Source organism: Pseudomonas migulae NBRC 103157, from assembly GCF_002091715.1.
Classification (GTDB): Bacteria; Pseudomonadota; Gammaproteobacteria; order Pseudomonadales; family Pseudomonadaceae; genus Aquipseudomonas; species Aquipseudomonas migulae_A.
Genome location: NZ_BDAG01000012.1, coordinates 34,308 through 57,260, shown reverse-complemented (window position 1 = coordinate 57,260; position 22,953 = coordinate 34,308). Strand labels below are relative to the sequence as shown.

The 22,953-nt window shown below is 61.1% G+C and carries 17 protein-coding genes; 12 read left to right on the top strand and 5 right to left on the bottom strand.

Annotated elements, in window-relative coordinates:
* Nucleotides 1-55: 55 nt before the first annotated feature.
* Nucleotides 56-1,666 (top strand): gamma-glutamyltransferase family protein, encoded by a 1,611-nt coding sequence (locus tag PMI01S_RS11685; RefSeq protein ID WP_084320062.1) that lies wholly within the window; start codon nt 56-58, stop codon nt 1,664-1,666.
* 65 nt (nt 1,667-1,731) lie between these two features.
* Here the strand turns inward: PMI01S_RS11685 and mhpT are convergent, their stop codons facing one another.
* A complete protein-coding gene (gene mhpT / locus PMI01S_RS11680) occupies nt 1,732-2,967 on the bottom strand; it encodes a 3-(3-hydroxy-phenyl)propionate transporter MhpT (protein ID WP_084320060.1) in 1,236 nt (411 codons plus the stop codon).
* Nucleotides 2,968-3,301: 334 nt separating this feature from the next.
* Between mhpT and PMI01S_RS11675 the strand changes: the two genes are divergently transcribed.
* Entirely contained in the window at nt 3,302-4,600 is a 1,299-nt protein-coding gene (locus PMI01S_RS11675) for an OprD family porin (protein WP_084320058.1), read from the top strand.
* Between the two features lie 57 nt (nt 4,601-4,657).
* Here PMI01S_RS11675 and PMI01S_RS11670 read toward each other — a convergent pair whose 3' ends face one another.
* The gene (locus PMI01S_RS11670) at nt 4,658-5,146 is read right to left on the bottom strand and encodes a MarR family winged helix-turn-helix transcriptional regulator (RefSeq protein ID WP_084320057.1); all 489 of its coding nucleotides are present in this window, start codon (nt 5,144-5,146) and stop codon (nt 4,658-4,660) included.
* 212 nt (nt 5,147-5,358) lie between these two features.
* On the opposite strand from PMI01S_RS11670, the gene PMI01S_RS11665 reads away from it, so the two are divergent.
* From PMI01S_RS11665 to PMI01S_RS11645, 5 genes are all read left to right on the top strand, one after another.
* Complete coding sequence (locus PMI01S_RS11665; RefSeq protein WP_007940331.1) at nt 5,359-6,189, top strand: p-hydroxycinnamoyl CoA hydratase/lyase; 831 nt, start codon at nt 5,359-5,361, stop codon at nt 6,187-6,189.
* 129 nt (nt 6,190-6,318) lie between these two features.
* On the top strand, nt 6,319-7,767 hold the full coding sequence (locus PMI01S_RS11660) for an aldehyde dehydrogenase (protein WP_084320056.1): 1,449 nt from the start codon (nt 6,319-6,321) through the stop codon (nt 7,765-7,767).
* A gap of 154 nt (nt 7,768-7,921) precedes the next feature.
* Nucleotides 7,922-9,805, top strand: coding sequence for a feruloyl-CoA synthase (locus tag PMI01S_RS11655; RefSeq protein WP_084320195.1), 1,884 nt, complete (start codon nt 7,922-7,924; stop codon nt 9,803-9,805).
* On the top strand, nt 9,802-11,043 hold the full coding sequence (locus tag PMI01S_RS11650) for a thiolase family protein (RefSeq protein ID WP_084320193.1): 1,242 nt from the start codon (nt 9,802-9,804) through the stop codon (nt 11,041-11,043). Before PMI01S_RS11655 ends, PMI01S_RS11650 begins: the two co-directional genes overlap by 4 nt.
* A gap of 138 nt (nt 11,044-11,181) precedes the next feature.
* Nucleotides 11,182-11,895, top strand: coding sequence for a GntR family transcriptional regulator (locus PMI01S_RS11645; RefSeq protein ID WP_084320054.1), 714 nt, complete (start codon nt 11,182-11,184; stop codon nt 11,893-11,895).
* A gap of 12 nt (nt 11,896-11,907) precedes the next feature.
* Here the strand turns inward: PMI01S_RS11645 and PMI01S_RS11640 are convergent, their stop codons facing one another.
* From PMI01S_RS11640 to PMI01S_RS11630, 3 genes are all read right to left on the bottom strand, one after another.
* Nucleotides 11,908-12,858, bottom strand: coding sequence for a PDR/VanB family oxidoreductase (locus PMI01S_RS11640; RefSeq protein ID WP_084320052.1), 951 nt, complete (start codon nt 12,856-12,858; stop codon nt 11,908-11,910).
* A 99-nt stretch (nt 12,859-12,957) separates the two neighbouring features.
* Nucleotides 12,958-14,016 carry a Rieske 2Fe-2S domain-containing protein gene (locus PMI01S_RS11635; RefSeq protein ID WP_084320050.1) on the bottom strand — a complete coding sequence of 353 codons (1,059 nt, stop codon included), beginning with the start codon at nt 14,014-14,016 and terminating at the stop codon, nt 12,958-12,960.
* Nucleotides 14,017-14,257: 241 nt separating this feature from the next.
* The gene (locus tag PMI01S_RS11630) at nt 14,258-16,042 is read right to left on the bottom strand and encodes a sigma-54-dependent Fis family transcriptional regulator (RefSeq protein WP_084320049.1); all 1,785 of its coding nucleotides are present in this window, start codon (nt 16,040-16,042) and stop codon (nt 14,258-14,260) included.
* Between the two features lie 292 nt (nt 16,043-16,334).
* Between PMI01S_RS11630 and PMI01S_RS11625 the strand changes: the two genes are divergently transcribed.
* The 5 genes from PMI01S_RS11625 to PMI01S_RS11605 all read left to right on the top strand — a co-directional run bounded on the left by PMI01S_RS11625 (nt 16,335) and on the right by PMI01S_RS11605 (nt 22,946).
* Entirely contained in the window at nt 16,335-17,810 is a 1,476-nt protein-coding gene (locus PMI01S_RS11625) for a benzaldehyde dehydrogenase (protein WP_084320047.1), read from the top strand.
* A gap of 67 nt (nt 17,811-17,877) precedes the next feature.
* Nucleotides 17,878-18,645 (top strand): coniferyl-alcohol dehydrogenase, encoded by a 768-nt coding sequence (locus tag PMI01S_RS11620; protein ID WP_084320045.1) that lies wholly within the window; start codon nt 17,878-17,880, stop codon nt 18,643-18,645.
* Nucleotides 18,646-18,746: 101 nt separating this feature from the next.
* Nucleotides 18,747-20,396 (top strand): DUF1302 domain-containing protein, encoded by a 1,650-nt coding sequence (locus tag PMI01S_RS11615; RefSeq protein ID WP_084320044.1) that lies wholly within the window; start codon nt 18,747-18,749, stop codon nt 20,394-20,396.
* 15 nt (nt 20,397-20,411) lie between these two features.
* Nucleotides 20,412-21,773, top strand: coding sequence for a DUF1329 domain-containing protein (locus tag PMI01S_RS11610; protein WP_084320042.1), 1,362 nt, complete (start codon nt 20,412-20,414; stop codon nt 21,771-21,773).
* A 69-nt stretch (nt 21,774-21,842) separates the two neighbouring features.
* Complete coding sequence (locus tag PMI01S_RS11605) at nt 21,843-22,946, top strand: WD40/YVTN/BNR-like repeat-containing protein (protein WP_084320040.1); 1,104 nt, start codon at nt 21,843-21,845, stop codon at nt 22,944-22,946.
* The last annotated feature ends 7 nt before the right edge of the window (nt 22,947-22,953 follow it).

Here is a 22,953-nt window from a genome sequence, read left to right as displayed (position 1 = left end):
GCAATGAAACCGGACACCTGCGGCCAATGAATCCTTGTTTGGAAGAACTTTTGCCATGTTGAAATTTTCTGCCCACGAATATCCCTATCCGTCGCAACGTCAGAGCGTGTTTGCCCGCCGTGGCATGGTCGCGGCTTCACAGCCACTGGCTGCCGAGGCCGGCATCGAGATCATGCGCAAAGGGGGCAATGCGATTGATGCCGCGATTGCCACGGCAGCAGCGCTTACTGTGGTTGAACCCACTGGCTGCGGCTTGGGCGGCGACGCCTTCGCCCTGGTCTGGAGCAAAGGCCGATTACACGGACTCAACGGCAACGGCCACGCGCCGGCGGCACTGACTATTGATGCCGTCAAAGCGAGTGGTCACGAGCAGATGCCGCTTTATGGCTGGACGCCGGTCACGGTGCCCGGTTGCCCTTCGGCCTGGGCGGAGCTGTCCAAACGTTTCGGCAAGCTGCCCTTTGCCGAGTTGCTGCAGCCCGCCATCAGTCTGGCCCGGGATGGCTTTCCACTGTCACCGGTGGTCGCCCGACAATGGCAGACCGCTCTGGATGAATTCGGCCCCCATCGAGACCCAGTGCTCGACGTCTGGTTCGACACGTTCCTGATTGAAGGTCGTGCGCCAAAGGCCGGTGAATTATTCCGCAACCCGGCGCAAGCCCGAACGCTTGAAGAACTGGCGGACAGCGCTTGCGAAAGTCTCTATCGCGGCGACCTGGCTCAGCGTCTGGATGCCCATTCCCGCGCCACCGGCGGCTACCTGCGAGCCAGCGACCTGCGGGACTATCGCGCTCAATGGGTGGATCCGATCAGCATCAACTACCGCGGCTACGATGTGTGGGAAATCCCCCCAAGCGGGCAAGGGCTGGTGGCCCTGATGACCCTGAAAATCCTTCAGGGCTTCGACTTCGACCACCGAGACAGCCAGCAGACCTGGCATCGTCAGTTGGAAGCCATGAAGCTGGCCTACAGCGACGGCCTGCATTACATCACCGATCCGCTGCACATGCGTGTGGCGGTGGCTGACCTTCTCAGCGATGCCTACAGTAGCCAGCGCCGTGAACAGATCGTTGATCAAGCTCAGACTCCCAAGCCCGGCACCCCCCACTCCAGTGGTACGGTGTATCTGGCCGCGGCGGATGCGGAGGGCAATATGGTCTCCTTTATCCAGAGCAACTACCACGGCTTCGGTTCCGGTGTGGTGCTGCCCGACAGCGGCATCGCCTTGCAGAACCGCGGGCAGGAATTCAGTCTCGATCCCGAGCACGCCAACTGCCTGGTTCCGGGCAAAAAAACCTTTCATACGATCATTCCCGGTTTCATCAGCAAAGGCGACGTACCGGTGGGACCGTTCGGCGTTATGGGGGGGTATATGCAACCCCAAGGCCATGTGCAGATGGTCATGAATCTGGTTGATTTTGGTCTCAACCCCCAAGCCGCGCTGGACGCTCCGCGGTGGCAATGGCTGGGGGAAATGAAGGTCGGCATCGAACACGGGGCGTCTCGTGACTTGGCCGCTTCGCTGGCACGGCGCGGACACCAGATTCAGGTTGATTGCGACCTGATCAACTATGGCCGAGGGCAGATTATCATCCGCGACCCGGACACGGGTGTGCTGTGCGGCGGCACCGAGCCGCGAGCCGATTCCCATATTGCAGTGTGTTAGCCGGCCGCTGAAAACAAGAAAAGAGACTTCGGTCTCTTTTCTTGTTTCTGTGGCGGACGGCGCGGTCAGGGTTTGTCCGCGACTGGCTTCGCTGTCCTCAACTCGGGCACAGTCTTCGGGGCCGAGCGGACAATCACGCTGATGATGGTCAATGCCGCAATCACCAACCCCGGTGAAGTCGCTAGTAACACCCCAGTGGTGCCGGCCCCGGCCGCCAGAATCTGTCCCGCGGCCAAAGGCCCGGCCACCGACCCCAGACGACCGATGGCTACGGCGGCGCCGACGCCGGTGGCACGTACCGAGGTCGGGTACGACGGTGGTGCCAAGGCGTAAAGCACCAGCTGCGCGGCCATCACAAACAACCCTGCGCAAAACCCGGCGATGGCCATGGGGACGATGCCCACCGACGTGCCGACCCCGGCCAGCGCTGCCAACAATGCGGCGTATACGAACAGCACCACCTTGACGCCGTTGCAGCGATCCAGCAGCACTCCGCCCAGTAGCGAGCCGAGGGCGCCGCCGATGTTGAACAGCATCTGCACCAGGCCAGCCTCGGCTTTGCTGAAACCTTGTTCCAGCAGCAGTGATGGCAGCCAGTTGAGCAACATGTACATCACGGTCAGGGTGAAGAAGTAGCTAAGCCACAACGCCAAGGTGACGCGGGCCCGGTCTTCGCCGAATAACGCTTGGCCGGTTGAAGTGCGGGCCATGGTGACGGTGCCTTGTTGCTGGCGAAAGGCGCTGGACTCGGGCAACAACAGGATCATCAGCGGCACCACCAGCAAGGGCGCGAGCCCGCCGATGATGAAGGTTGTCTGCCAATGCTCGGTAAAGAGCATGGCGACCACCGCAGCCAATGCGCCGCCCAACGGCACGCCGGCATACATGATGCTGATCGCGGTACCGCGACGCTGCTCACCCACGGCCTCGGCACACAGGGCGATCAGGTTGGGCAAGGCGGCGCCCAGGCCCAGGCCAGTCATGAAGCGAGCCAGTAGCAGGCCAGAGAAACTGCTGACGTAAGCGGTGCTAAGGGAGAACACACCGAACAGCAGCACCGCTGCGATGAGGATTTTCTTGCGGCCGATTCGATCGGCAATCCAGCCACCGAAAAAGGCGCCCGGCAGCAAACCGATAATTCCGGCGCTGAATACCCAGCCCATCGATTTCGGGTCCAGGGCAAAGGTCTGGCGCAGGCCCGCGGCGGCAGTACCGGCAGCTTGCAGGTCGAAACCTTCGATCAGTGCAACGATAAAACACAGGGCAATGGTCAGCGTCGTACGACGTGATGGGGTGTCCATGGCGAACCTCATTATTGTTTTTGTTGGTGTGCTGACGGATGAGCGCGAGCCTGTTCTCACGAGGCGATGACAGGGCTGAAATAAGATTAACAAATATAACTAAAAAATGAATACCAAAGATTTTTCGCTGAAAAACACCATTTAAGTCAATTAAATCAGGTATATGGCGTGGTGATAGAGAGTTGCTCGAAAAATAGATAATTACATTAATGTTCGTTTATCGGTCGCTCGCGATTGACGCCACGCCAGGCTGTTTCCATTCTCTGGCTGCAGATCTCCGGGATAGTCCCAACAGTCCCGTTCAAAAAACAACAACAATAAGTGGACATCGAACATGCCAAACCTTCCTTGGGACGCCCTTGTGGCGGATTCAACCGCACGCCACCTGGCCTTGCTGGGCCTGAGTTTGATTGCGCCATCGGCGCTGGCTGACGGTTTTATCGATGACAGTCACGGCACCTTGACCTTGCGCAATTACTACCTGGATCGGGACTACAAGGATGACGGGGCGAAAACCGCGGCACGGGAATGGGCTCAGGGTTTCATCATGAACGTGGAGTCGGGCTTTACCCCGGGGAGTGTCGGCTTCGGCCTGGACGCTCGTGGGTTGATGGGGGTCAAGCTGGATTCGGCGCCGGACCGCAGCGGCACCGAGTTGCTGCCGGTGTCTAGCAGCGACAAGCGCGCGGCGGACGAGTATTCGCGCCTGGCCATGACTGCCAAGATGCGTGTTGCCCAGACCACGGTGAAAACCGGCGACGTGTCGATCTTCCTGCCATTCGCTTTCGCCAGCCCGTCGCGGCTGCTGCCGCAGACTTTTCGCGGCACCACGCTCAGCTCAAAGGACATCGACGGACTGATCTTCAACACCGGCTACATCGATCGCATCAACAAGCGTGATTCCACCGACTACCAGCCAATGAGCATCGCTTCGCCGAACCGGCGTTTCAATGGCGCGGCCACCTCATCGCACATGGCCTATGTCGGCGGCGATTACCAGGTGAACAAGAACCTCAGCCTGCGCGCTTATCACGCCGAAGTGGCGGACCTGTATCAGCAGAACACCCTGGCCTTGCTGCACAATCTGCAGGTGGGCGAGGGCACGCTGACCAGCGACCTGCGCAGTTTTTTCAGCGATGAAGACGGCAGCGCCAAGGCCGGCAAAGTGGACAACCGCAACCTCTCGGCGCTGTTCGGCTATCGCTTTGGCGGCCATCGTCTGAGCCTCGGCTATATGCACGCCAGTGGCGACACAGCGACGCCCTATGTGTCGGGCACCGAGTTGATGGGCATGAGCGAGCTGACCATGAGCTCGGACTTTCTCAATGCCAAGGAGCGGACCTGGCAAGCGATGTACGATTATGACTTCGCCGCCGCCGGGGTGCCTGGCCTGAAGAGCCGGCTGCGTTATGTGCGCGGTGACCATATCGAACTGGCGGCGTTGAATGCCGACGACCGCAAGGAACGGGAGTTCCAGATGGAGCTGGGGTATGTGATCCAGAGTGGTCCGCTGAAGAATGTCGGGCTGATGGCGCGCAAGTCGATCTATCGCAACGACTTCCCCGCCGGCGCGGCGTTTCGCGATGAAAACCAGACGCGCTTTCTGGTGCTCTACACCGTGCCGATCTGGTAAGCCGTTTCACTTGTAATGAATCCGGCCGCTCCCCAAGAGCGCGCCGGCGTTCGCGTTTCAGGCTTGATAGACCTTTTTCAGCAACCTGAGCAGTTCTTCGCGTTCCTGACTGTCGAGAGCGGACGTGGCATCCATGTCGCTCTCGGCCGCAATCAGCTTCAACTCCTTGAGTAGCGTCTCGCCGGTCTTGCTCAGGAATATCCCATAGGAGCGTTTGTCCGGTTTGCAACGTACCCGTACCGCGAGCGCGCGCTCTTCGAGTTTGTTAAGCAGCGGCACCACTTGGGGCGGTTCGATAGCCAGGGCTTTGGCCAGGTCGGACTGCATCAGTCCGGGGTGCTGCTCGATGATCGCCAGGGCCGAGAACTGGGCGGGCCGCAAGTCGTGGGCCGCAAGTCGGCTGATCAGATTCTGGAACAGTTTCAACTGGGCCCGGCGCATGGCGTAACCGATCAGCTCGTCCAATGCGGAGTCCATCGGCGCCTGAATTTCAGCGTTGACGGCCAGGGCTTCTGGGGCAGCGACATTTTTGGACGACTTGGCCATTGCGGGAAAATCCCTCGGGTTTCAGGTTAATAAAGGTATCTAGTTTGACGAGGTTGGACAGGAATAGCTATGTCAGGAGCCTAACACGTCGCCCTTCCATGGAGCTCGATGGCGAAAAACATTTGGTTAATTCAATTAATAGTTAATTGACATAACTAATTTGTCGGTTTAGTTTTTACCCATCGTCAAGCCAAGAACAAGAGAGCATCACCATGAGCAATTACGAAGGTCGCTGGACAACCGTCAAAGTGGAAATCGAGGAAGGCATCGCGTGGGTCATCCTCAACCGCCCGGAAAAACGCAACGCCATGAGCCCGACCCTGAACCGCGAGATGATCGACGTTCTGGAAACCCTGGAGCAGGATCCAGACGCCGGTGTACTGGTGCTGACCGGTGCGGGCGAAGCCTGGACCGCAGGCATGGACCTCAAGGAATACTTCCGTGAAGTGGACGCCGGCCCGGAAATCCTTCAGGAAAAAATCCGTCGCGAAGCCTCTCAATGGCAATGGAAACTGCTGCGCATGTACGCCAAGCCGACCATCGCCATGGTCAACGGCTGGTGCTTCGGTGGTGGTTTCAGCCCGCTGGTGGCCTGTGACCTGGCGATTTGCGCCGATGAAGCGACCTTCGGCCTGTCAGAAATCAACTGGGGCATTCCGCCGGGCAATTTGGTGAGCAAGGCGATGGCCGACACCGTGGGCCATCGCCAGTCGCTGTACTACATCATGACCGGCAAGACCTTCGGTGGGCAGAAAGCCGCCGAAATGGGCCTGGTTAACGAGAGCGTGCCCCTGGCACAACTACGTGACGTGACAATCGAGTTGGCGCGCAATCTGTTGGAGAAAAACCCGGTGGTGCTGCGCGCGGCCAAGCATGGCTTCAAGCGTTGCCGCGAACTCACCTGGGAGCAGAACGAAGATTACCTGTACGCCAAGCTCGATCAGTCGCGCCTGCTGGACACCGAAGGTGGCCGCGAGCAGGGCATGAAGCAGTTCCTCGACGACAAGAGCATCAAGCCCGGTTTGCAGGCTTACAAGCGCTGAATACCGGCGTTGAACTCAAGGCGAGCTGGCCGGGCGATCGAGCGTCCGCCAGCTGTTCGCTCCGGCGCCTCGGCGCTACTTTGAACCCCTCGAACGTATTCCCGATAAAGACAATAAAGAGGAATCACCATGCTGGACGTGCCCCTGCTGATTGGCGGCCAGTCGTGCCCCGCCCGAGACGGTCGAACCTTCGAACGGCGTAATCCGGTGACCGGTGAGGTTGTGTCGCGTGTTGCCGCCGCCACCCTGGAAGATGCCGATGCTGCGGTCGCCGCGGCCAAAGCGGCATTCCCCGCCTGGGCGGCCCTGGCCCCCAACGAGCGACGTACCCGGTTGCTGCGCGCGGCTGAGCAGTTGCAGGCTCGCTGCGCGGAGTTCATCGCGGCGGCCGGCGAGACTGGTGCCATGGCCAACTGGTACGGTTTCAATGTGCACCTGGCGTCCAACATGCTGCGCGAAGCCGCGTGCATGACCACCCAGATCACCGGCGAAATTATTCCCTCCGATGTGCCCGGCAGCTTCGCCATGGCCTTGCGTCAACCCTGCGGCGTGGTGCTGGGCATCGCGCCCTGGAACGCGCCGGTGATCCTCGCCACTCGCGCTATCGCCATGCCGTTGGCCTGCGGCAACACCGTGGTGCTCAAGGCGTCGGAACTGAGCCCGGCGGTGCACCGGCTGATCGGTCAAGTGTTGCAAGACGCCGGCCTCGGTGATGGCGTGGTCAACGTCATCAGCAACGCGCCCCAGGATGCCGCGGCGATTGTTGAACGGCTGATCGCCAACCCGGCGGTGCGTCGGGTCAACTTCACCGGTTCGACCCATGTTGGGCGCATCGTCGGCGAACTGTCGGCGCGTCATCTCAAACCGGCGTTACTGGAGCTGGGAGGCAAGGCGCCGTTCCTGGTGCTGGAGGATGCCGACCTGGATGCAGCGGTGGAGGCGGCGGCCTTTGGCGCCTTCTTTAATCAGGGCCAGATTTGCATGTCCACCGAGCGCCTGATTGTCGATGCCAAAGTGGCCGATGACTTTGTCGCCAGGCTGGCGGCGAAGATCGCCACCTTGCCCGCGGGCAATCCCAATGCCGAAGGTTCGGTCCTCGGTTCTCTGGTGGACAGCAATGCCGGTGAACGCATCAAACTGTTGATCGACGATGCCCTCGATAAGGGCGCAGCCCTGGTTGCGGGTGGTCAGCTGGAGGGCAGCATTCTGCAGCCGACCTTGCTCGACGGCGTCACCGATGCCATGCGTCTGTACCGCGAAGAATCCTTTGGCCCGGTGGCGGTGGTGCTACGAGGCGAGGGCGACGAAGAGCTGTTGCACTTGGCCAACGATTCCGAATTCGGCTTGTCGGCGGCGATCTTCAGTCGCGACACTAGCCGCGCTCTGGCCTTGGCTCAGCGGGTCGAATCGGGTATCTGCCATATCAACGGCCCGACCGTGCACGACGAGGCGCAGATGCCCTTCGGCGGAGTCAAGTCCAGCGGCTATGGCAGTTTTGGCGGCAAGGCGTCCATCGAGCACTTCACTCAGTTACGTTGGGTGACCTTGCAGAACGGACCGCGGCACTACCCGATCTGAGCAGACGTCGCACCTTTGGGCGACGAACGCTTGAGAGCGATCGTCGCCCGCGTGCAGGCCAGACATAACAATAACGAGGCTGCAGTCGCAGGCTGCCATGCCCCGGTGAACGCATTTGTGCGAGCCGTGGTGTGCCTTGATGGAGAACAAGCACGTGAGTTCCGAATTCAGATCGCCACCCCAGAACGAAGCCAGTGCGCCGCGCTATCGCCACGTATCCATCGGCCGTCCAGCGGTCGAGGTCAGCGAAGAGCAGGGCATTTTGCACATGCGCTCCCTGGAGCCTTTGGCTGAGTTGCCCGCACGCCTGCTCGATCGCCTGGTGCACTGGGCACAGGTGCGCCCGCAACAGACCTTTATCGCTGCTCGCCAGGACGGCGGCGACTGGCGCCGGGTGAGTTACGCCGAGATGCTGACCAGCGTCCGCGCCATTGCCCAAAGCCTGCTCAGTTATGGGCTTTCGGCCGAACGACCGCTGGCGATCCTCTCGGGCAACGACATCGAGCATTTGCAAATTGCTCTGGGCGCCATGTACGCGGGCATTCCCTATAGCCCGGTCTCACCGGCCTATTCGTTGTTGTCTCAGGATTTCGCCAAGTTGCGGCATGTCTGCGACCTGCTACAACCGGGCCTGGTGTTTGTCAGCGACGCCTCGACCTATCAGCGGGCAATCGATGCGGTGGTGCCGGCTGACACGCCGCTGATCACCGTGCATGGCCAAATACCGGGCCGGAGTCAGATGAGCTTTGCCGGCCTGCTGGAGCAGCCCGGCGGTGCCGAGGCCGATTGCGCCTTCACGGCGACCGGGCCGGACAGCATCGCCAAGTTTCTGTTTACCTCCGGCTCCACCAGGCTGCCCAAGGCGGTGGTCACCACCCAGCGCATGCTCTGCGCCAACCAACAGATGCTGTTGCAGACCTTCCCGGTATTCGGCGAAGAACCACCGGTGCTGGTGGATTGGTTGCCGTGGAATCACACCTTCGGCGGCAGCCACAACGTTGGCATCGTACTGTACAACGGCGGCACCTTTTACCTGGACGATGGCAAGCCGACCGCCCAGGGTTTTGCCGAAACACTGCGCAACCTCAAAGAGGTATCGCCCACCGCCTACCTGACTGTGCCCAAGGGCTGGGAAGAACTGGTCAACGCCCTGGAGCAGGATGGCGAGTTGCGTGAACGTTTTTTCTCGCGCATGAAGCTGTTCTTTTTCGCCGCTGCCGGCTTGTCCCAGAGGATTTGGGATCGCCTGGACCGGGTCGCCGAACAGCATTGTGGCGAACGCATTCGCATGATGGCAGGGCTCGGAATGACCGAGGCGGCACCGTCTTGCACCTTCACCACCGGGCCACTGTCCATGGCCGGTTATATCGGCCTGCCGGCTCCCGGTTGTGAAGTGCGGCTGGTGCCGGTGGACGGCAAGCTGGAGGGGCGTTTTCGCGGGCCGCACATCATGCCCGGTTATTGGCGTGCACCACAGCAGACCGCCGAAGTGTTCGACGAACAAGGTTTCTACTGTTCCGGCGATGCGCTGAAACTGGCCGATGCCCGTGATCCACAACTGGGGCTGATGTTCGACGGGCGCATTGCCGAGGACTTCAAACTGAGCTCCGGCGTGTTTGTCAGCGTTGGCCCGTTACGCAATCGCGCAGTGCTCGAAGGTTCGCCCTATGTTCAGGATATGGTGGTGGCCGCGCCGGACCGCGAATGTCTGGGTGCGCTGGTCTTTCCTCGGCTGTACGAATGCCGACGTCTGGCCGGTTTGAGTCCGGACGCTAGTGATGCCGAGGTCCTGGCCAGCGCGCCGGTGCGTCAGTGGTTTGGTGATTGGCTGCAACGGCTCAACCGCGACGCCACCGGCAATGCCAGCCGCCTGGAATGGATCGCGCTGCTCGATGAACCCGCCTCCATCGATCGCGGTGAAATCACCGACAAAGGCTCGATCAACCAGCGGGCGGTCTTGCAATGGCGTGCCGACAAGGTTGAGGCGCTGTATCGAGGCGAAGACCTCTCGATCCTGCACGCCGGTCCATGGTCTTGAGTTACGCAGGGCAGTATTCGGCCTTCACCGATGTGGCGATTCTTGAGGCCGTGCGCACGCCCTGGATTGACGTCGGTGGTGCGCTGGCTCAGGTGTCGCCCATCGATCTGGGCATCAAGGTCGGTCGTGAAGTGCTGGCCCGTGCCGGGTTCGATCCGCGAGCGGTCGACAGTGTGCTGGCGGGCTCCATGGCCCAGGCCAGCTTCGACGCCTACTTGCTGCCACGCCACATCGGTCTTTACAGCGGTGTGCCGCAACAGGTGCCGGCGCTGGCGGTGCAGCGCATTTGCGCGACCGGTTTTGAGCTGTTGCGCCAGGCCGGTGAGCAACTTCGCGACGGCGTGGAACTGGCGCTGTGCGTGGGCGCCGAATCCATGTCGCGCAACCCGATTGCTGCCTACACCCATCGGGACGGATTTCGTCTCGGTGCGTCGGTGGATTTCAAGGATTTCCTCTGGGAGGCGCTGTACGACCCGGCACCGGGACTGGACATGATCGCCACGGCGGAAAACCTTGCCCGGCGTCATGGCCTGAGTCGCGAAGCGGTGGATACCTATGCCCTCAACAGCCACGAGCAAGCGTTGCAAGCGCAGACTTCTGACTGGTTCGCCGATGAAATCGTCGCAGTGCGCAACGAGTCATTCGATCTGGACGGCTATCAGCCTCGGGGCATTACGCTGCCACGTCGGGTAGACGCAGTCACCCTCGACAGCCACATTCGGCCCACTGATTTCCTCGCGTTGGCGACGTTGCGGGCGATTCATGCGGGGGGTGTGCAAACCGCTGGTAACAGCTGTGCGGTGGTGGACGGTGCAGCGGCGGCTCTGGTCGGCCGCGCAACGGCGGGTACGCGACCGGCACTGGCAAACCTGCTGGCGGCGGCGGTGGTCGGTGTGGCCCCGGAGTTCATGGGGATCGGCCCGGCTCCGGCGATCCAGCTGCTGCTGCAACGCAGCGGGTTGGCGCAGGATGATATCGCCCTGTTTGAAATCAACGAGGCGCAGGGGGCGCAGGTGCTGGCAGTGGCCAAGGCGCTGGAGCTGGACACCAACAAGCTCAACCGCCGTGGCGGCTCAATTGCCCTCGGCCATCCATTGGCCGCCACCGGCCTGCGTCTGGTGATGACGCTGGCCCGGCAGTTGCGCGAGCAGAATCTGCGCTATGGGATCGCCGCTGCCTGTGTCGGTGGCGGGCAGGGCATGGCCGTGCTGATCGAGAACCCGCAGTACCGCGACTGAGCCCTATAGCCTCCTGCGCGCTGGCAAACTGGAAACCGCGAGCTTCTTTTTTGCGTATTTGCTGCTGTGCGAGTTGATCTCCAGCTTGTGCAAGGCTTGCGTTACTATGGCCGCCCACGTTTTCTGGAAGTTGCCTGGATGAGTAAGCCCGGTCAGTTGGTGCTGGTAGCGCTGCGCAAGATGATCGCCTCGGGAGAGCTGGCTGCTGGCGAACGACTGATGGAAATTCCCACGGCGCAGCTGTTCGGGGTGTCCCGGATGCCGGTACGTATGGCTTTTCGAACCCTCGAACAGGAAGGGTTGTTGGTGCGGTTCGGCGGTCGAGGGTTTCAGGTGCGCTCGGTCAGTGCCGATGACATCGCCGGTGCCGTCGAGGTACGCGGAGTGCTCGAAGGCCTGGCGGCGCGTCAGACCGCCGAGCGCGGGCTTTCGGCAGAGGGGCGCGCGATCCTGGAACTATGCCTGCTGCAAGGTGACGAGTTGTTCGACAAGGGCTATGTCACAGAAGACGATCTGGAGGTCTACCATGACCTCAACATGCGTTTCCATCAGGTGATCGTCGACGGCAGCCACAACCCGGCCATCGCCGATGCGCTGGCGCGCAATGACCACCTGCCGTTTGCTTCGGTGACCGCGCTGGCGGTGGATCGTAACGACATGGTCCGCGAGTATCGGCGTTTCAACTTCGCCCACATGCAACATCATTCCGTCTTCGATGCCCTGATCAATCGCCAGGGGGCCCGCGCCGAAGCGATCATGCGCGAACACGCCAACGCTACCCTGCGCTATGCCGAGATATTTGGTTCTGCGACAGCCAATGAGCGGATGAAGGTCATTCACCGCTCTGAGTGAGGCTCGGCCTTTTCAGAGGTCCAGCACCAGCAGCGGTGATTTCGAGCGCGAGCAGCACGGAGTGAACTGATCATTGAGTGCCTGCTCATTTTCGGTGAGGAACAGGTCGCGGTGATCCGGCACGCCCTCCAGTACCCTGGTCAGGCACGTGCCGCAAATGCCCTGTTCGCAGGACATGGCGATATCGATGCCATGGCTTTCCAGTACTTGAACCACGGTCTTGTCGGCCGGGACTTCGAAGACCTGGCCGGTGCTGCCGACCTTGACCGAAAAGCTTCCGTCGTTGCTGGTATCGGCTGGCGTGGCGGCAAAGTATTCGCGGTGCAGCGAGTCTTCCTGCCAGCCTTGAGCCTTGGCGCTGTCCAGCACGTGCTGCATAAAACCCCCCGGCCCGCAAACATACAGATGAACGTTTTCTCCTGGCTGGGCCAATACCCTGGCGGCGTTCAGCGCTGTTTCGGGTTGTTCATCGAAATGCAGAAATACCCGGTCGGCGAAAGACGAGTTCCTGATTCGTTCGACAAAGGCTGCACGCTCGCTTGAGCGTGCGCAGTAATGCATCTCGAAGTCCGCGTCGCTGTGTGCAAGACGTTCAGCCATGCACAGAATCGGTGTGATACCGATGCCGCCGGCAAACAACAGGCTGCGCCTGGCCTGGTGTGCCAGCGGGAACAGATTGCGTGGCTCGCTGATGCGCAGGCGATCTCCAGTGTTGATCTGTTCGTGCAGGCATTGCGAGCCGCCGCGCGAGTCTGGATCCTTGAGCACACCGATCAGGTAACGGTGGCGCTCTTCGGGGTGATTGCACAGGGAGTATTGACGGATGAGTCCGCCGGGCAGGTGCACGTCAATGTGCGCGCCGGCACTGAAACCGGGCAGTGCGCTGTCATTGACGCAGGCCAATTCATAGCTGCAGATGTCCTGAGCTTCGTTTTTGCGCGATACCACCACTACATCGATCATGCTTCATCCTCGGAGCGTTGCCACCGCAGTGGTCACTTCTGGTTATTTTGAACGTGTGCTGCGCAAGGGGCGGGCACGACATGGCGTGCCCTGGCCAGCCTATTGAACGGTGGCGATCAATTGCGGTTCGGGGGCTCGCTCGCTGGCGATGATGCGTTCCAGGACACGGCGTGACTGCACGCCGCCCGCATCGATATTGAGCTTGAGCACATTGCGCTGGGGGTGGTCCAGCAGGTTTTGCTGCTGGCGTTCGAGCATCTCCAGGTCTTCACTGAAAATCTTCCCCTGACCCTCGCGAATGGTCGCGGTGAGTGCTTCATCCTGAGGATTGAAGTTGCGCGCCATGCCCCAGAAGTACCAGATGGATGTGTCGGTTTCCGGGGTGATGAAGTCGACCACGATGCTTGAAGCTTTGAACTCGGCGTCGGCGTGGTAGCCGCCTTTGCCGGCATGGGCGACACCCACTTCGATCAGTACGTGACTGGGTGGCGAGAAGCGGCAGATTTGCCAGCGGTCCACCGGCACATCATCGGCCAGATTATTGCCGCGCAAGGCCATGCGCCAGAACGGCGGCGCCATGATGTTTTCCATGTGGCGTGCGGTGACCACTTCGTCGCCCTCGACCGTCGTGGTCGGGGCGGCCTCATCGATTTCTTTCTGGCCGATGCTGGACGCATGTACGTAGGTTTCGTGCGTCAGATCCATGAGGTTGTCGATCATCAGGCGATAGTCGCAGCCGATGTGGAACAGACCGCCGCCGTACGCCCATTGATCGCTCACGGCCCACTCCAGGTGGTGGATCAGTGTCGGGTCGGCCTTGTCCTGTTCACCAGGCCAGACCCAGATAAAACCGTAACGTTCGACCACCGCGAAAGTCTTGTTGCAAGGGAAGCCGCGTACCCGTTGCCCTGGCATTTCGACCGTTTTGCCGTCGCAACCCATGACCAGACCGTGATAGCCGCACACAAGGTTGCCGTTTTCGACATAGCCCAATGAGAGCGGCGCGCCGCGGTGCGGGCAAAAGTCCTCGACCGCTGCAACCTGGTTTTCCTGGCTGCGATAGAAAACGATTTTTTCGCCGCAGATCTGCCGCCCGAGGGGGCCTTGTGCAATTTCATCGGGGGTGCAGGCGACGTACCACGTGTTTTTTGGGTACATGAACATTCTCCAGGTCAGCGCTTGTTTTTGTTTTGATGGATCCATTAGGCGATAAGCGGATGTCGCAAGTCAACCGTGTCATGCTGCCGTTAATGCTTGTAATAAGGCATAAGAAGGTATGACTTACTCAAGTCGAGTATGTTTTAGGCATGCGCAATGGATCCATTAAAAAATATTTATGTACAAAAAAACCGCCAATGGCGGTTTTTTTGGGGGTGATAAACGTGAATGGCTTTGCGCTTCAGGATGCCCGCTCTGCCGACGCCTGTTGGTACTTCTTCAGCCGATAGGCGAACTGCGCACGACTCAATCCCAGCAGTCGTGCGGCCGCAGCCAGATTGCCTTCGCTCTGTTGCAACGCTTCGTCGATCAAGCGCGACTCCAGTCCTTCAATGGAGAATCCTTGCTCCAGCCGGGTCAAGGTTTCCAGCAAGGCCGGGCGAGGCTGTGCGCTGGCGGGGCTCTGGTCGATGGCCGCGAGGCTGCCCTTGTCGTCCAGAGAGTACAACTCCTGGGGTATTGGCTCGTTGCGAAACAGGTGGACCAGGTCGATGGCTTGACCATCCTCGCTGGCGATCAGACCGCGCTCTACCAGGTTCTGCAGTTCCCGCACGTTGCCGGGGAAGTCGTAGCGTAGCAATGCTTTGAGTGCGCGCATGGTCAGCCCGGCGGGTTTGCGCGCGTAGTCCTGGCAGAAGCGCCGCAGGAACGCATTGACCAGTAACGGGATGTCGTCGCGTCGTTCACGCAGTGGCGGCAGGGTGATGGGGAAGACGTTCAAGCGGTAGAATAGGTCCTCACGAAAGTCTCCAGCCGCTACCGCTTTGCGCAAGTCGACGTTGGTTGCCGCCACCACCCGTACATCGACCTTGATTGGCTGACCACCACCGACTCGCTCTATCTCACGTTCCTGTAAGGCCCGCAGTAGCTTGCCTTGTCCGGGCAGGCTGAGGCTGGCGATCTCATCGAGAAACAGGGTGCCGCCGTGGGCCCGTTCGAAGCGCCCGGGGCGCGAATGGGTGGCACCGGTATAGGCACCGCGTTCGACACCGAACAGCTCCGCCTCGATCAGATTGTCCGGGATCGCGGCACAGTTGAGGGCCACGAAGGGTGCTTGATGGCGCGGGCTGTACTGATGCAGCTGGCGGGCAAATAGCTCCTTGCCGACCCCGGACTCACCGCTGAACAGTACCGTAGCGGGGGTCGGCGCCACGCGCTGCAACGCGAGGGTGGCGGCATTGAAGGCAGCGCTGGCTCCGATAGGTTTTGGCCCGCCAGGCATTTCACTGTCGTCATTGGGGGCGGGTACTGGTGCTGGACGCTGCCTGGGAGCGACGCTTGATGGCGAGGAGGTGAGATAACTGAGGTCCTGTTCGACATCACCCCATTGTTCGGCGGTCTTGCCGACCACTCGGCAGGTCTCGTGGCCCATGCCCCGGCATTCGGATTCACGGAAGATCACCAGGCGGCCGAACAGCCCGCTGACATAACCGATGGCATAACCCAGTTCGGTCCAGCACACCGGGTCCTGGCCGATCCCGTAAGCGGCGATATGTTCGTCGGCCTCGCAGGAGTGATGCCAGAGGAACTCACCTTCGTAGAAGCCGGAGTCGGCGTCGAACTTGAAGTGCAGGGGTTCGACCTTGGTCATGCCCTCGAGGGTGTGCAGGCGAGTGCCGGCGGAGAAAATCGCCGCGGCATCGGCGTCCGGCCAACGCTCGCGGATCAGCCGTGCATCGCGTGCGCCTGACAGGTAGCCGGTGCGGGTAAACAGACCCCGGGTCTGTTCCAGACCCTGGCGGTCGATGATCTCGCGCCGAAGTGCGCCGAAGGATGAACTGTGCAACAGCAGCATTCGCTGATCGTTGAGCCAGATGCGTCCGTCGACAGGGGAAAAGAACAGGCATTCGGTCAACTCGGCCACGGTCGGTGAGTTGCCCTCGGCTAGCTGGGTACTGTCCCCGCGGGGCGAGAAATGCTCCTCCCGCATCGCGAGACCGGGAAACAGCAAGTGGGGGTTATTCATTGTTATGCCCCTGAGCGCAATGACTGATCGAAATCAGTAACTTCAAAAATAGTTATTAAACATAACTTTATCATTTGAACAAGTGGCCCGGTGCTGGCGGAGCGTCGAGACCCTCGCCTGATCTTTGAGTGCTCATCTTGAGCCCACAGGCCAGAGCCTTCGCCATCTAAATAATGGTGGCACGCGGGAAATCGGCACAGCCCTTGCTCTAGTGCTTTCACGACGCAGTCGACTTCACCGCTTCAGCAAGGCGTCGTCGGGCGATGACAAACACAAGAGCCGGGAGGCCGAAATGTCGGTAAGTGAACCCTCTGATTTTCTGCGGGACGAGGTGTGGTGTGAACGCGTTTTCAATGGCGACTGGATACGCCCGTTAGGCGGAACCAATAGCGTACGCGAGCCAGCCACCGGCGAGATGCTGACTGTCACCGGCCTGGCCGATGCGGCGGACATCGCGTTTGCCAGTCTCAACGCTGCCCGTGTCCAGCCGGCCTGGGCGGCATTGGGGCCGCGCGAGCGGGCGGAGATCTTTCGCAAAGCCGCAGCACTGGCCCAGCAACACTTTGCCGAGCTGGCGCTGTACATCGCTCGGGAAAGCGGCGGCAGTCTGTTCAAGGGTGAACATGAGGTCCGTGAGGCGATCGTCTTGCTGCATCAGGCGGCCGGTCTGCTGTCGCAACCCCATGGCCTGGTTCTTCCGAGCGAGGCGGGGCGCTTGTCCTATGCACGCCGGTTGCCCCATGGCGTGGTCGGGGTGATTTCTCCGTTCAACTTTCCTCTGGTGCTGTCCCTGCGCTCGGTGGCGCCCGCACTAGCGGCCGGCAACGCTGTGGTGCTCAAGCCTGATCCGCAGACCCCGGTCAGTGGTGGCTTCATCATTGCCCGGTTGTTCGAGGCAGCCGGTCTGCCCAAAGGTTTGCTGCAGGTTTTGCCGGGTGCAGCGGTGGCCGGTGAGGCGCTGTGCCGCGACCCGCATGTACGGATGATCGCGTTCACCGGCTCTACCGCGGCGGGACGCAAGGTCGCGGAGGTGGCTGGGCGTCATCTGAAGAAAGTGGCCCTGGAGTTGGGCGGCAAGAACTCGCTGATCGTGCTCGAAGACGCCGATCTCGACCTGGCGGCCAGCAATGCCGCTTGGGGTGCCTGGCTGCACCAGGGGCAAATCTGCATGGCCACCGGACGTATCCTGGCCCATGAGTCGATCGCTGAAGAGCTGGTCCGCAGACTGGCAGAGAAAGCACGGACGATCACGGTCGGCAATGCCGCTCGCGGCGAGGCGGTACTGGGGCCTTTGATCAACAAACGACAGTTGCAACGTGTGCATGAAATCGTCACGGACAGTTTAAGTGCCGGGGCAACACTGGAAGCCGGCGGCGAGTTTGAACAGCTCTTCTATCAACCTACGGTTCTTTCAGGCGTGCGCCCGGGCATGCGTGCGTTCGACGAGGAGATCTTCGGTCCGGTGGCCACGGTGGTGAGTTTTGCTAGTGACGAGGAGGCCATCGAGTTGGCCAATCGCACCGAGTATGGCTTGTCCGCGGCGATCATCTCGCCTTCGGTCGGGCGTGCCATGGCGATGGGTGAGCAACTCAATTGCGGTCTTCTGCACATCAACGATCAGACGGTGGCCGACGAATGCGTCAATCCATTCGGTGGGCGTGGCAGTTCGGGAAATGCCGGCAGCGTTGGTGGCCCGGCCGACTGGGACGAATACACCCAATGGCAATGGGTGACGGTCAAGGACACCGCGCCGCGCTACCCATTCTGACGGGAGCCGGCCTAAGCGAGTGGTTGGCCAACCGGGTGAATACACAAAAACAATAAGAGGACACAACATGAAACTCGACAACAAGATTGTACTGGTGACCGGGGTCTCCTCGGGTATCGGCGCCGCCACTGCAAGCCTGCTGCGCGGCCACGGTGCCCAAGTGATTGGCGTGGATCTGAAGGCCCCGCACATGACCCTGGACGGCTTTGTCCAGGGCGATCTGAGCAGTGCCGAGAGCATCGACCGGCTGTTGCCGCAGTTACCGGCACGGATCGATAGCCTGTGCAATATCGCCGGGGTCCCGGGCACCGCGAATCCGCAACTGCTGGCGCAGGTCAATTACCTGGGGTTGCGCCACCTGAGCAGCGCGCTACTGCCGCGCATCACGGCTGGCGGCAGCATCGTCAATATCGCCTCGATCCTCGGTGCCGAATGGCCGCAGCGCCTGGACCTGCACAAGGCGCTGGCGAGCATCGAAGATTTTGCCGCCGCGCAAGCCTGGCTGGCCGAACACCCGGTACCGGACGAGACCTGCTACCAGTATTTCAAGGAAGCCTTGATCGTCTGGAACTACGTGCAGGCCCAGCCCTGGTTTCTCGAGCATTCGGTGCGCATGAACAGCGTGGCGCCAGGCCCGGTTTTCACGCCGATCCTCGGCGACTTCGTAAGCATGCTCGGTGAGGCCCGGACCCAGGCTGATGCCCATCGCATGAAACGCCCCGGTTATGCCGACGAGGTGGCGGCGGTGATCGCTTTCCTGTGTGCCGACGAGTCGCGCTGGATCAACGGCGTCAACCTGGCAGTCGATGGCGGCCTGGCCTCCACCTACATCTGAAACGGACACCCGTAGACAGCGGCGCAAGCCGCTACCCGAGCGTGTTGGCTGGCGCCATGCGTGCAAAGCCATGCCAAAAATAAAAATAATGAGGAGCGTCCATGGACAACGTTAAACGTTGCTTTCGTTTCAAGCATTGCGCCCTGTTTCTGGCGTTATGCGGCACAGGTGTGATGGTCGGAAGGGTCGAGGCCATGCAAATGGACCTCGGTGATTCCGACTGGAAACTGCGTTGGGACAACACCATCAAATACAGCCAGGCCTGGCGTCTACAGGGTCAGGACAGCCGTTTGGTCAACGCGCCGACCGCCAACGGCCTGTATCCCTCGATCCAGAGCCAGGGCGATAAAAATTTCAGTAGCGGTCTGGTCTCCAACCGTCTGGACCTGTTTTCCGAAATGGACCTCAGTCGGCAAAACTACGGGCTGCGTGTGAGTGGCGCGGCCTGGTACGACGATATCTACAACAAGGACACCGACAGCAGCGAGCAAACGCATTTCCTCAGTGAGACCCGTAAGCTCCATGGCCGCGACGGCGAAATCCTCGACGCCTTTGTGTTCCTGCGCGGTGACCTCGGTGAAGACTCCCAGGGCGTGGTGCGTCTGGGGCGGCACAGCCTGATCTACGGTGAAAGCCTGTTCTACGGCGGCAACGGGATTGCCAATGCCCAGGGCCCGACCGACGTGGTCAAGTTGCTTAGCGTGCCGGGGACCCAGTTCAAGGAGATCCTGCGTCCGGTCAATCAGATCTCCGGGCAGTTGCAGATCAATCCGCAGTTGTCGGTGGGCGCCTACTACCAGTTCGAGTGGGAGCGTTCCAATCTGCCCGGTGCCGGCAGCTACCTGAGCGATGCCGATGCCATCGGCTACGGCAGCGGTTCGCTGCGCGAGGTGTTTGGCAACGACACCGTGAATGGCGGCGATCTGAAACCGAAGAACTCGGGGCAGGGCGGTATGCAGATTCGTTTCAAACCGACCGGGACCGAACTGGAACTGGGTTTTTACGCCGCGCAGTATCACGACAAAACCCCGATTGGGCTGTACGCCTACCTCGACGGCGCCGCGGCGGCGGCCACCGGGTTGCCGATCCTGAGTTCTTATCGTCAGGTCTACGCCGAAGATATCAAGACGGCTGGCGTCAGCTTTTCCACTGCCTATGGCCCGTTCAACTTCGCCGGTGAAACCTCTGTGCGCTGGAATGCGCCGCTGGTGAGCAATCTGCAAGTGGTGACACCGGGCATGGATGCCGATGGTGGCGACAACTCGCTGTTTGCTCGGGGCAAAACCGCGCACGCCAACCTGTCGGCGATTTACCTGTTATCACCGACGGCCTTCTGGGACGGCGGCTCGGCACTGGCCGAACTGGCCTGGAACCGAACCCTGAGCGTCACCGAGAACGCCGCGGCGCTGGATTCCAACACGACCCGCGATGCGACGGCATTACGCGTGTTGGTGGAGCCGGCGTACTTCCAGATTATCGACGGGATCGACCTGACCGTGCCGATCGGCATGGGCGTGGTGCTCGATGGGCGCTCTTCGGCCGTTAACAAATCGGGCTTCGGCAATACCCATTCCGGCGACTGGAGTGTCGGGCTCAAGGCCACCTATCTGCAGCGCTGGGATGTTGGCCTCAACTACGTGAACTTCTTCGGTGCGCCGAAAGCCGGGCTGCGCGAGGACGGGAATTTCAGCTACGGGCAGTCGCTGGCCGACCGCGACTTCGTCTCGCTCTACGTGAAAACCTCATTCTAATAAGGTGGATTCGCCATGCAGAACAAAGCATTTCTCAACACGTGCGTCCTCACCCTGGCCCTTGCCGGCATGAGCCTGACACAGGCAGCGGTGTCGCCCGAACAGTCGGCCCGTTTGAAGTCCGAATTGACACCCCTTGGCGGCGAGCGCGCCGGCAACGCCGATGGCAGCATCCCGGCCTGGGATGGCGGCTACACCAAGGTTGCGCCGGGTTACAAGGCGGGTGACAAACGTCCCGATCCATTCGCCGGCGAGAAACCGCTGTACTCGATCAAGGCCTCGAACATGGAGCAGTACGCCAGCGAGCTGGCCGAAGGAACCAAGGTTCTGTTGAAGAAATACCCGGACTACCGGCTGGACGTTTACCCGACCCATCGCTCGGCAGCGGCCCCGCAATGGGTCTATGACAACACCGCCAAGAATGCCCTCCGCGCCACGCTGGACGTTGAGACCGAGAAAGTCGCCAGCGCCTACGGCGGCATCCCGTTTCCGATTCCGGACAACGGCGCGCAAGTCCTGTGGAACTACCGGCTGTCCTGGCAGGGCGGCGATACCATCAGCTCGCCTTTCGACACCTGGCTGATGACGGCGGGCGGCAAGAAAGTCCAGGCGACCCGTGCCCAGTACACCTACCAGTTTCCCTACTACGTCGAAAACGGCAGCCCGGAAAATTTTTCCGGCAAATACCTGATCGGCAAACTGTTGACCGAACTGCCGTCGTCGAAGGCCGGCGAAGGCCTGATGACCCATTGGGACCTGGACCCGGCCAACCGTGCGGCCTGGCAGTACCTGGTTGGCCAGCGTCGTGTGCGCCGGGCGCCGAACATCGCCTACGACACCCCGGACTTCGTCACCTCCGGGGTCGGTCTGTTCGACGAGGCGTTCATGCTGTTCGGACCGACCGATCGCTACGACCTCAAGCTGATGGGCAAGAAAGAACTGATCGTCGCCTACAACAACAACCGCGCCGGTCTTGCCAAGAGCGACGATTTGGTCAAACAGAACTTCCTCAATCCCGATCTGGTGCGCTGGGAGAAACATCGGGTCTGGGTGGTCGAGGCCACGCTTAAATCCGGCAAGCGCCATGTGGTGCCGCGTCGGACCTACTACATCGACGAGGACTCCTGGCAGATCCTGATGGCCGACGGGTATGACGCCCAGGGCAAACTGGGACGCCAGATGTATTCGCTGACGCTGCTGGCACCGGACCTGCCGGCGCTCACCGCACAGATCATGTGGGGCAGCTACAACCTCGACACCGGCGCCTACTTCCTCAACTCCTCGAGCAATGACCTGGCGGTTCAGTACCAGAAAGTCGCGAAGCCTTCGGCCTCTTACTTCACGCCGGATGCGATGGCCAATGAAAACATGCGTTGAACCCTGGGGGGCTGCGACGGGCGAGAAGCTCGTCGCGGTCGCGAGCGATTTTCCAAGCGGGATAAAGACATGAACGTTGAAAAAATCTTTGCGAGTTTTCGCCTGCGATGGGGTGTCTGCGCCCTGGCGTTGTGTCTGTTGGCGAGCACGTCCATGGCTGCGCAAGCCGCGACGTTCGCGGTGCTGCAGCAGCCGGCGTTGCTGACCGCCAAGGCCCCGCGCGCGGTATTGCTCGGGTTGGCCCGGGCCGGGGAGCGTTTGGTGGCGGTCGGAGAGCGGGGCATCGTGCTGCTCTCGGACGACTCGGGGAAAAGTTGGCGCCAGGCCAGTGTGCCGGTCAGCGTCAGCTTGACGGCGGTGCAATTCGTCGATGCCGAGCAGGGTTGGGCGGTCGGTCATCTGGGTGTGGTGTTGCACAGCGAGGACGGCGGTGAAACCTGGCACAAGCAACTCGACGGCGAAGGTGCTGCCAAGTTGGCAGTGCAGGCAGCGCAGCGTGATGCCGATCAGTCGGATGGCGCCAGCAACCTGGAACAGGCACGGCATCTGCTGAGCGACGGACCGGACAAGCCGTTTCTCGACCTGTACTTCAGTGACCGGCTGCATGGCTACATCGTGGGTGCCTACAACCAGATCTACCGCACTGACGACGGCGGGCAAAACTGGCAACCCTGGATGCAGCATGTGGCCAATCCGCAGGGCCTCAACCTGTATGGCATCCGTGCCTCGGGCAATGACCTGCTGCTGGTGGGGGAGCGCGGTTTGCTGTTGCGTTCGAGCGATGCCGGGCATTCGTTCCAGGCCTTGAAATCACCTTATGAAGGCAGCTTTTTCGGTTTGCTTGGCACCCGCAGCGGCGCCTTGATTGCCTATGGATTGCGCGGCAACGCCTGGTGGTCCGATGACCGTGGCAACCGTTGGCGGCGCCTCGACACCGGCGTCGACTCAACGCTTGCGACCGCCATCGAACTGCGTGACGGCAGCCTGCTAATGGTCAGCCAGAGCGGTGAATTTTTGTTCAGCCATGACCAGGGCCGCAGCTTCGACAAACGTCAGAGCCGCAGCGGCGCGACGGTCGCGGCCCTGCAGCAGGCGGCCGACGGCAGTCTGGCCAGCGTCGGTTTGAGTGGCGTGGCCGCTGACCAGGATCCGCGGGCGTCCGGCAAACCTTGAAACTTCA

Bases quoted from the DNA above. Each gene is read 5' to 3' on its own strand.
- PMI01S_RS11685 (WP_084320062.1), top strand. From the start codon at position 56: ATGTTGAAATTTTCTGCCCACGAATATCCCTATCCGTCGCAACGTCAG.
- mhpT (WP_084320060.1), bottom strand. From the start codon at position 2,967: ATGGACACCCCATCACGTCGTACGACGCTGACCATTGCCCTGTGTTTT.
- PMI01S_RS11675 (WP_084320058.1), top strand. From the start codon at position 3,302: ATGCCAAACCTTCCTTGGGACGCCCTTGTGGCGGATTCAACCGCACGC.
- PMI01S_RS11670 (WP_084320057.1), bottom strand. From the start codon at position 5,146: ATGGCCAAGTCGTCCAAAAATGTCGCTGCCCCAGAAGCCCTGGCCGTC.
- PMI01S_RS11665 (WP_007940331.1), top strand. From the start codon at position 5,359: ATGAGCAATTACGAAGGTCGCTGGACAACCGTCAAAGTGGAAATCGAG.
- PMI01S_RS11660 (WP_084320056.1), top strand. From the start codon at position 6,319: ATGCTGGACGTGCCCCTGCTGATTGGCGGCCAGTCGTGCCCCGCCCGA.
- PMI01S_RS11645 (WP_084320054.1), top strand. From the start codon at position 11,182: ATGAGTAAGCCCGGTCAGTTGGTGCTGGTAGCGCTGCGCAAGATGATC.
- PMI01S_RS11640 (WP_084320052.1), bottom strand. From the start codon at position 12,858: ATGATCGATGTAGTGGTGGTATCGCGCAAAAACGAAGCTCAGGACATC.
- PMI01S_RS11635 (WP_084320050.1), bottom strand. From the start codon at position 14,016: ATGTACCCAAAAAACACGTGGTACGTCGCCTGCACCCCCGATGAAATT.
- PMI01S_RS11630 (WP_084320049.1), bottom strand. From the start codon at position 16,042: ATGAATAACCCCCACTTGCTGTTTCCCGGTCTCGCGATGCGGGAGGAG.
- PMI01S_RS11625 (WP_084320047.1), top strand. From the start codon at position 16,335: ATGTCGGTAAGTGAACCCTCTGATTTTCTGCGGGACGAGGTGTGGTGT.
- PMI01S_RS11620 (WP_084320045.1), top strand. From the start codon at position 17,878: ATGAAACTCGACAACAAGATTGTACTGGTGACCGGGGTCTCCTCGGGT.
- PMI01S_RS11615 (WP_084320044.1), top strand. From the start codon at position 18,747: ATGGACAACGTTAAACGTTGCTTTCGTTTCAAGCATTGCGCCCTGTTT.
- PMI01S_RS11610 (WP_084320042.1), top strand. From the start codon at position 20,412: ATGCAGAACAAAGCATTTCTCAACACGTGCGTCCTCACCCTGGCCCTT.
- PMI01S_RS11605 (WP_084320040.1), top strand. From the start codon at position 21,843: ATGAACGTTGAAAAAATCTTTGCGAGTTTTCGCCTGCGATGGGGTGTC.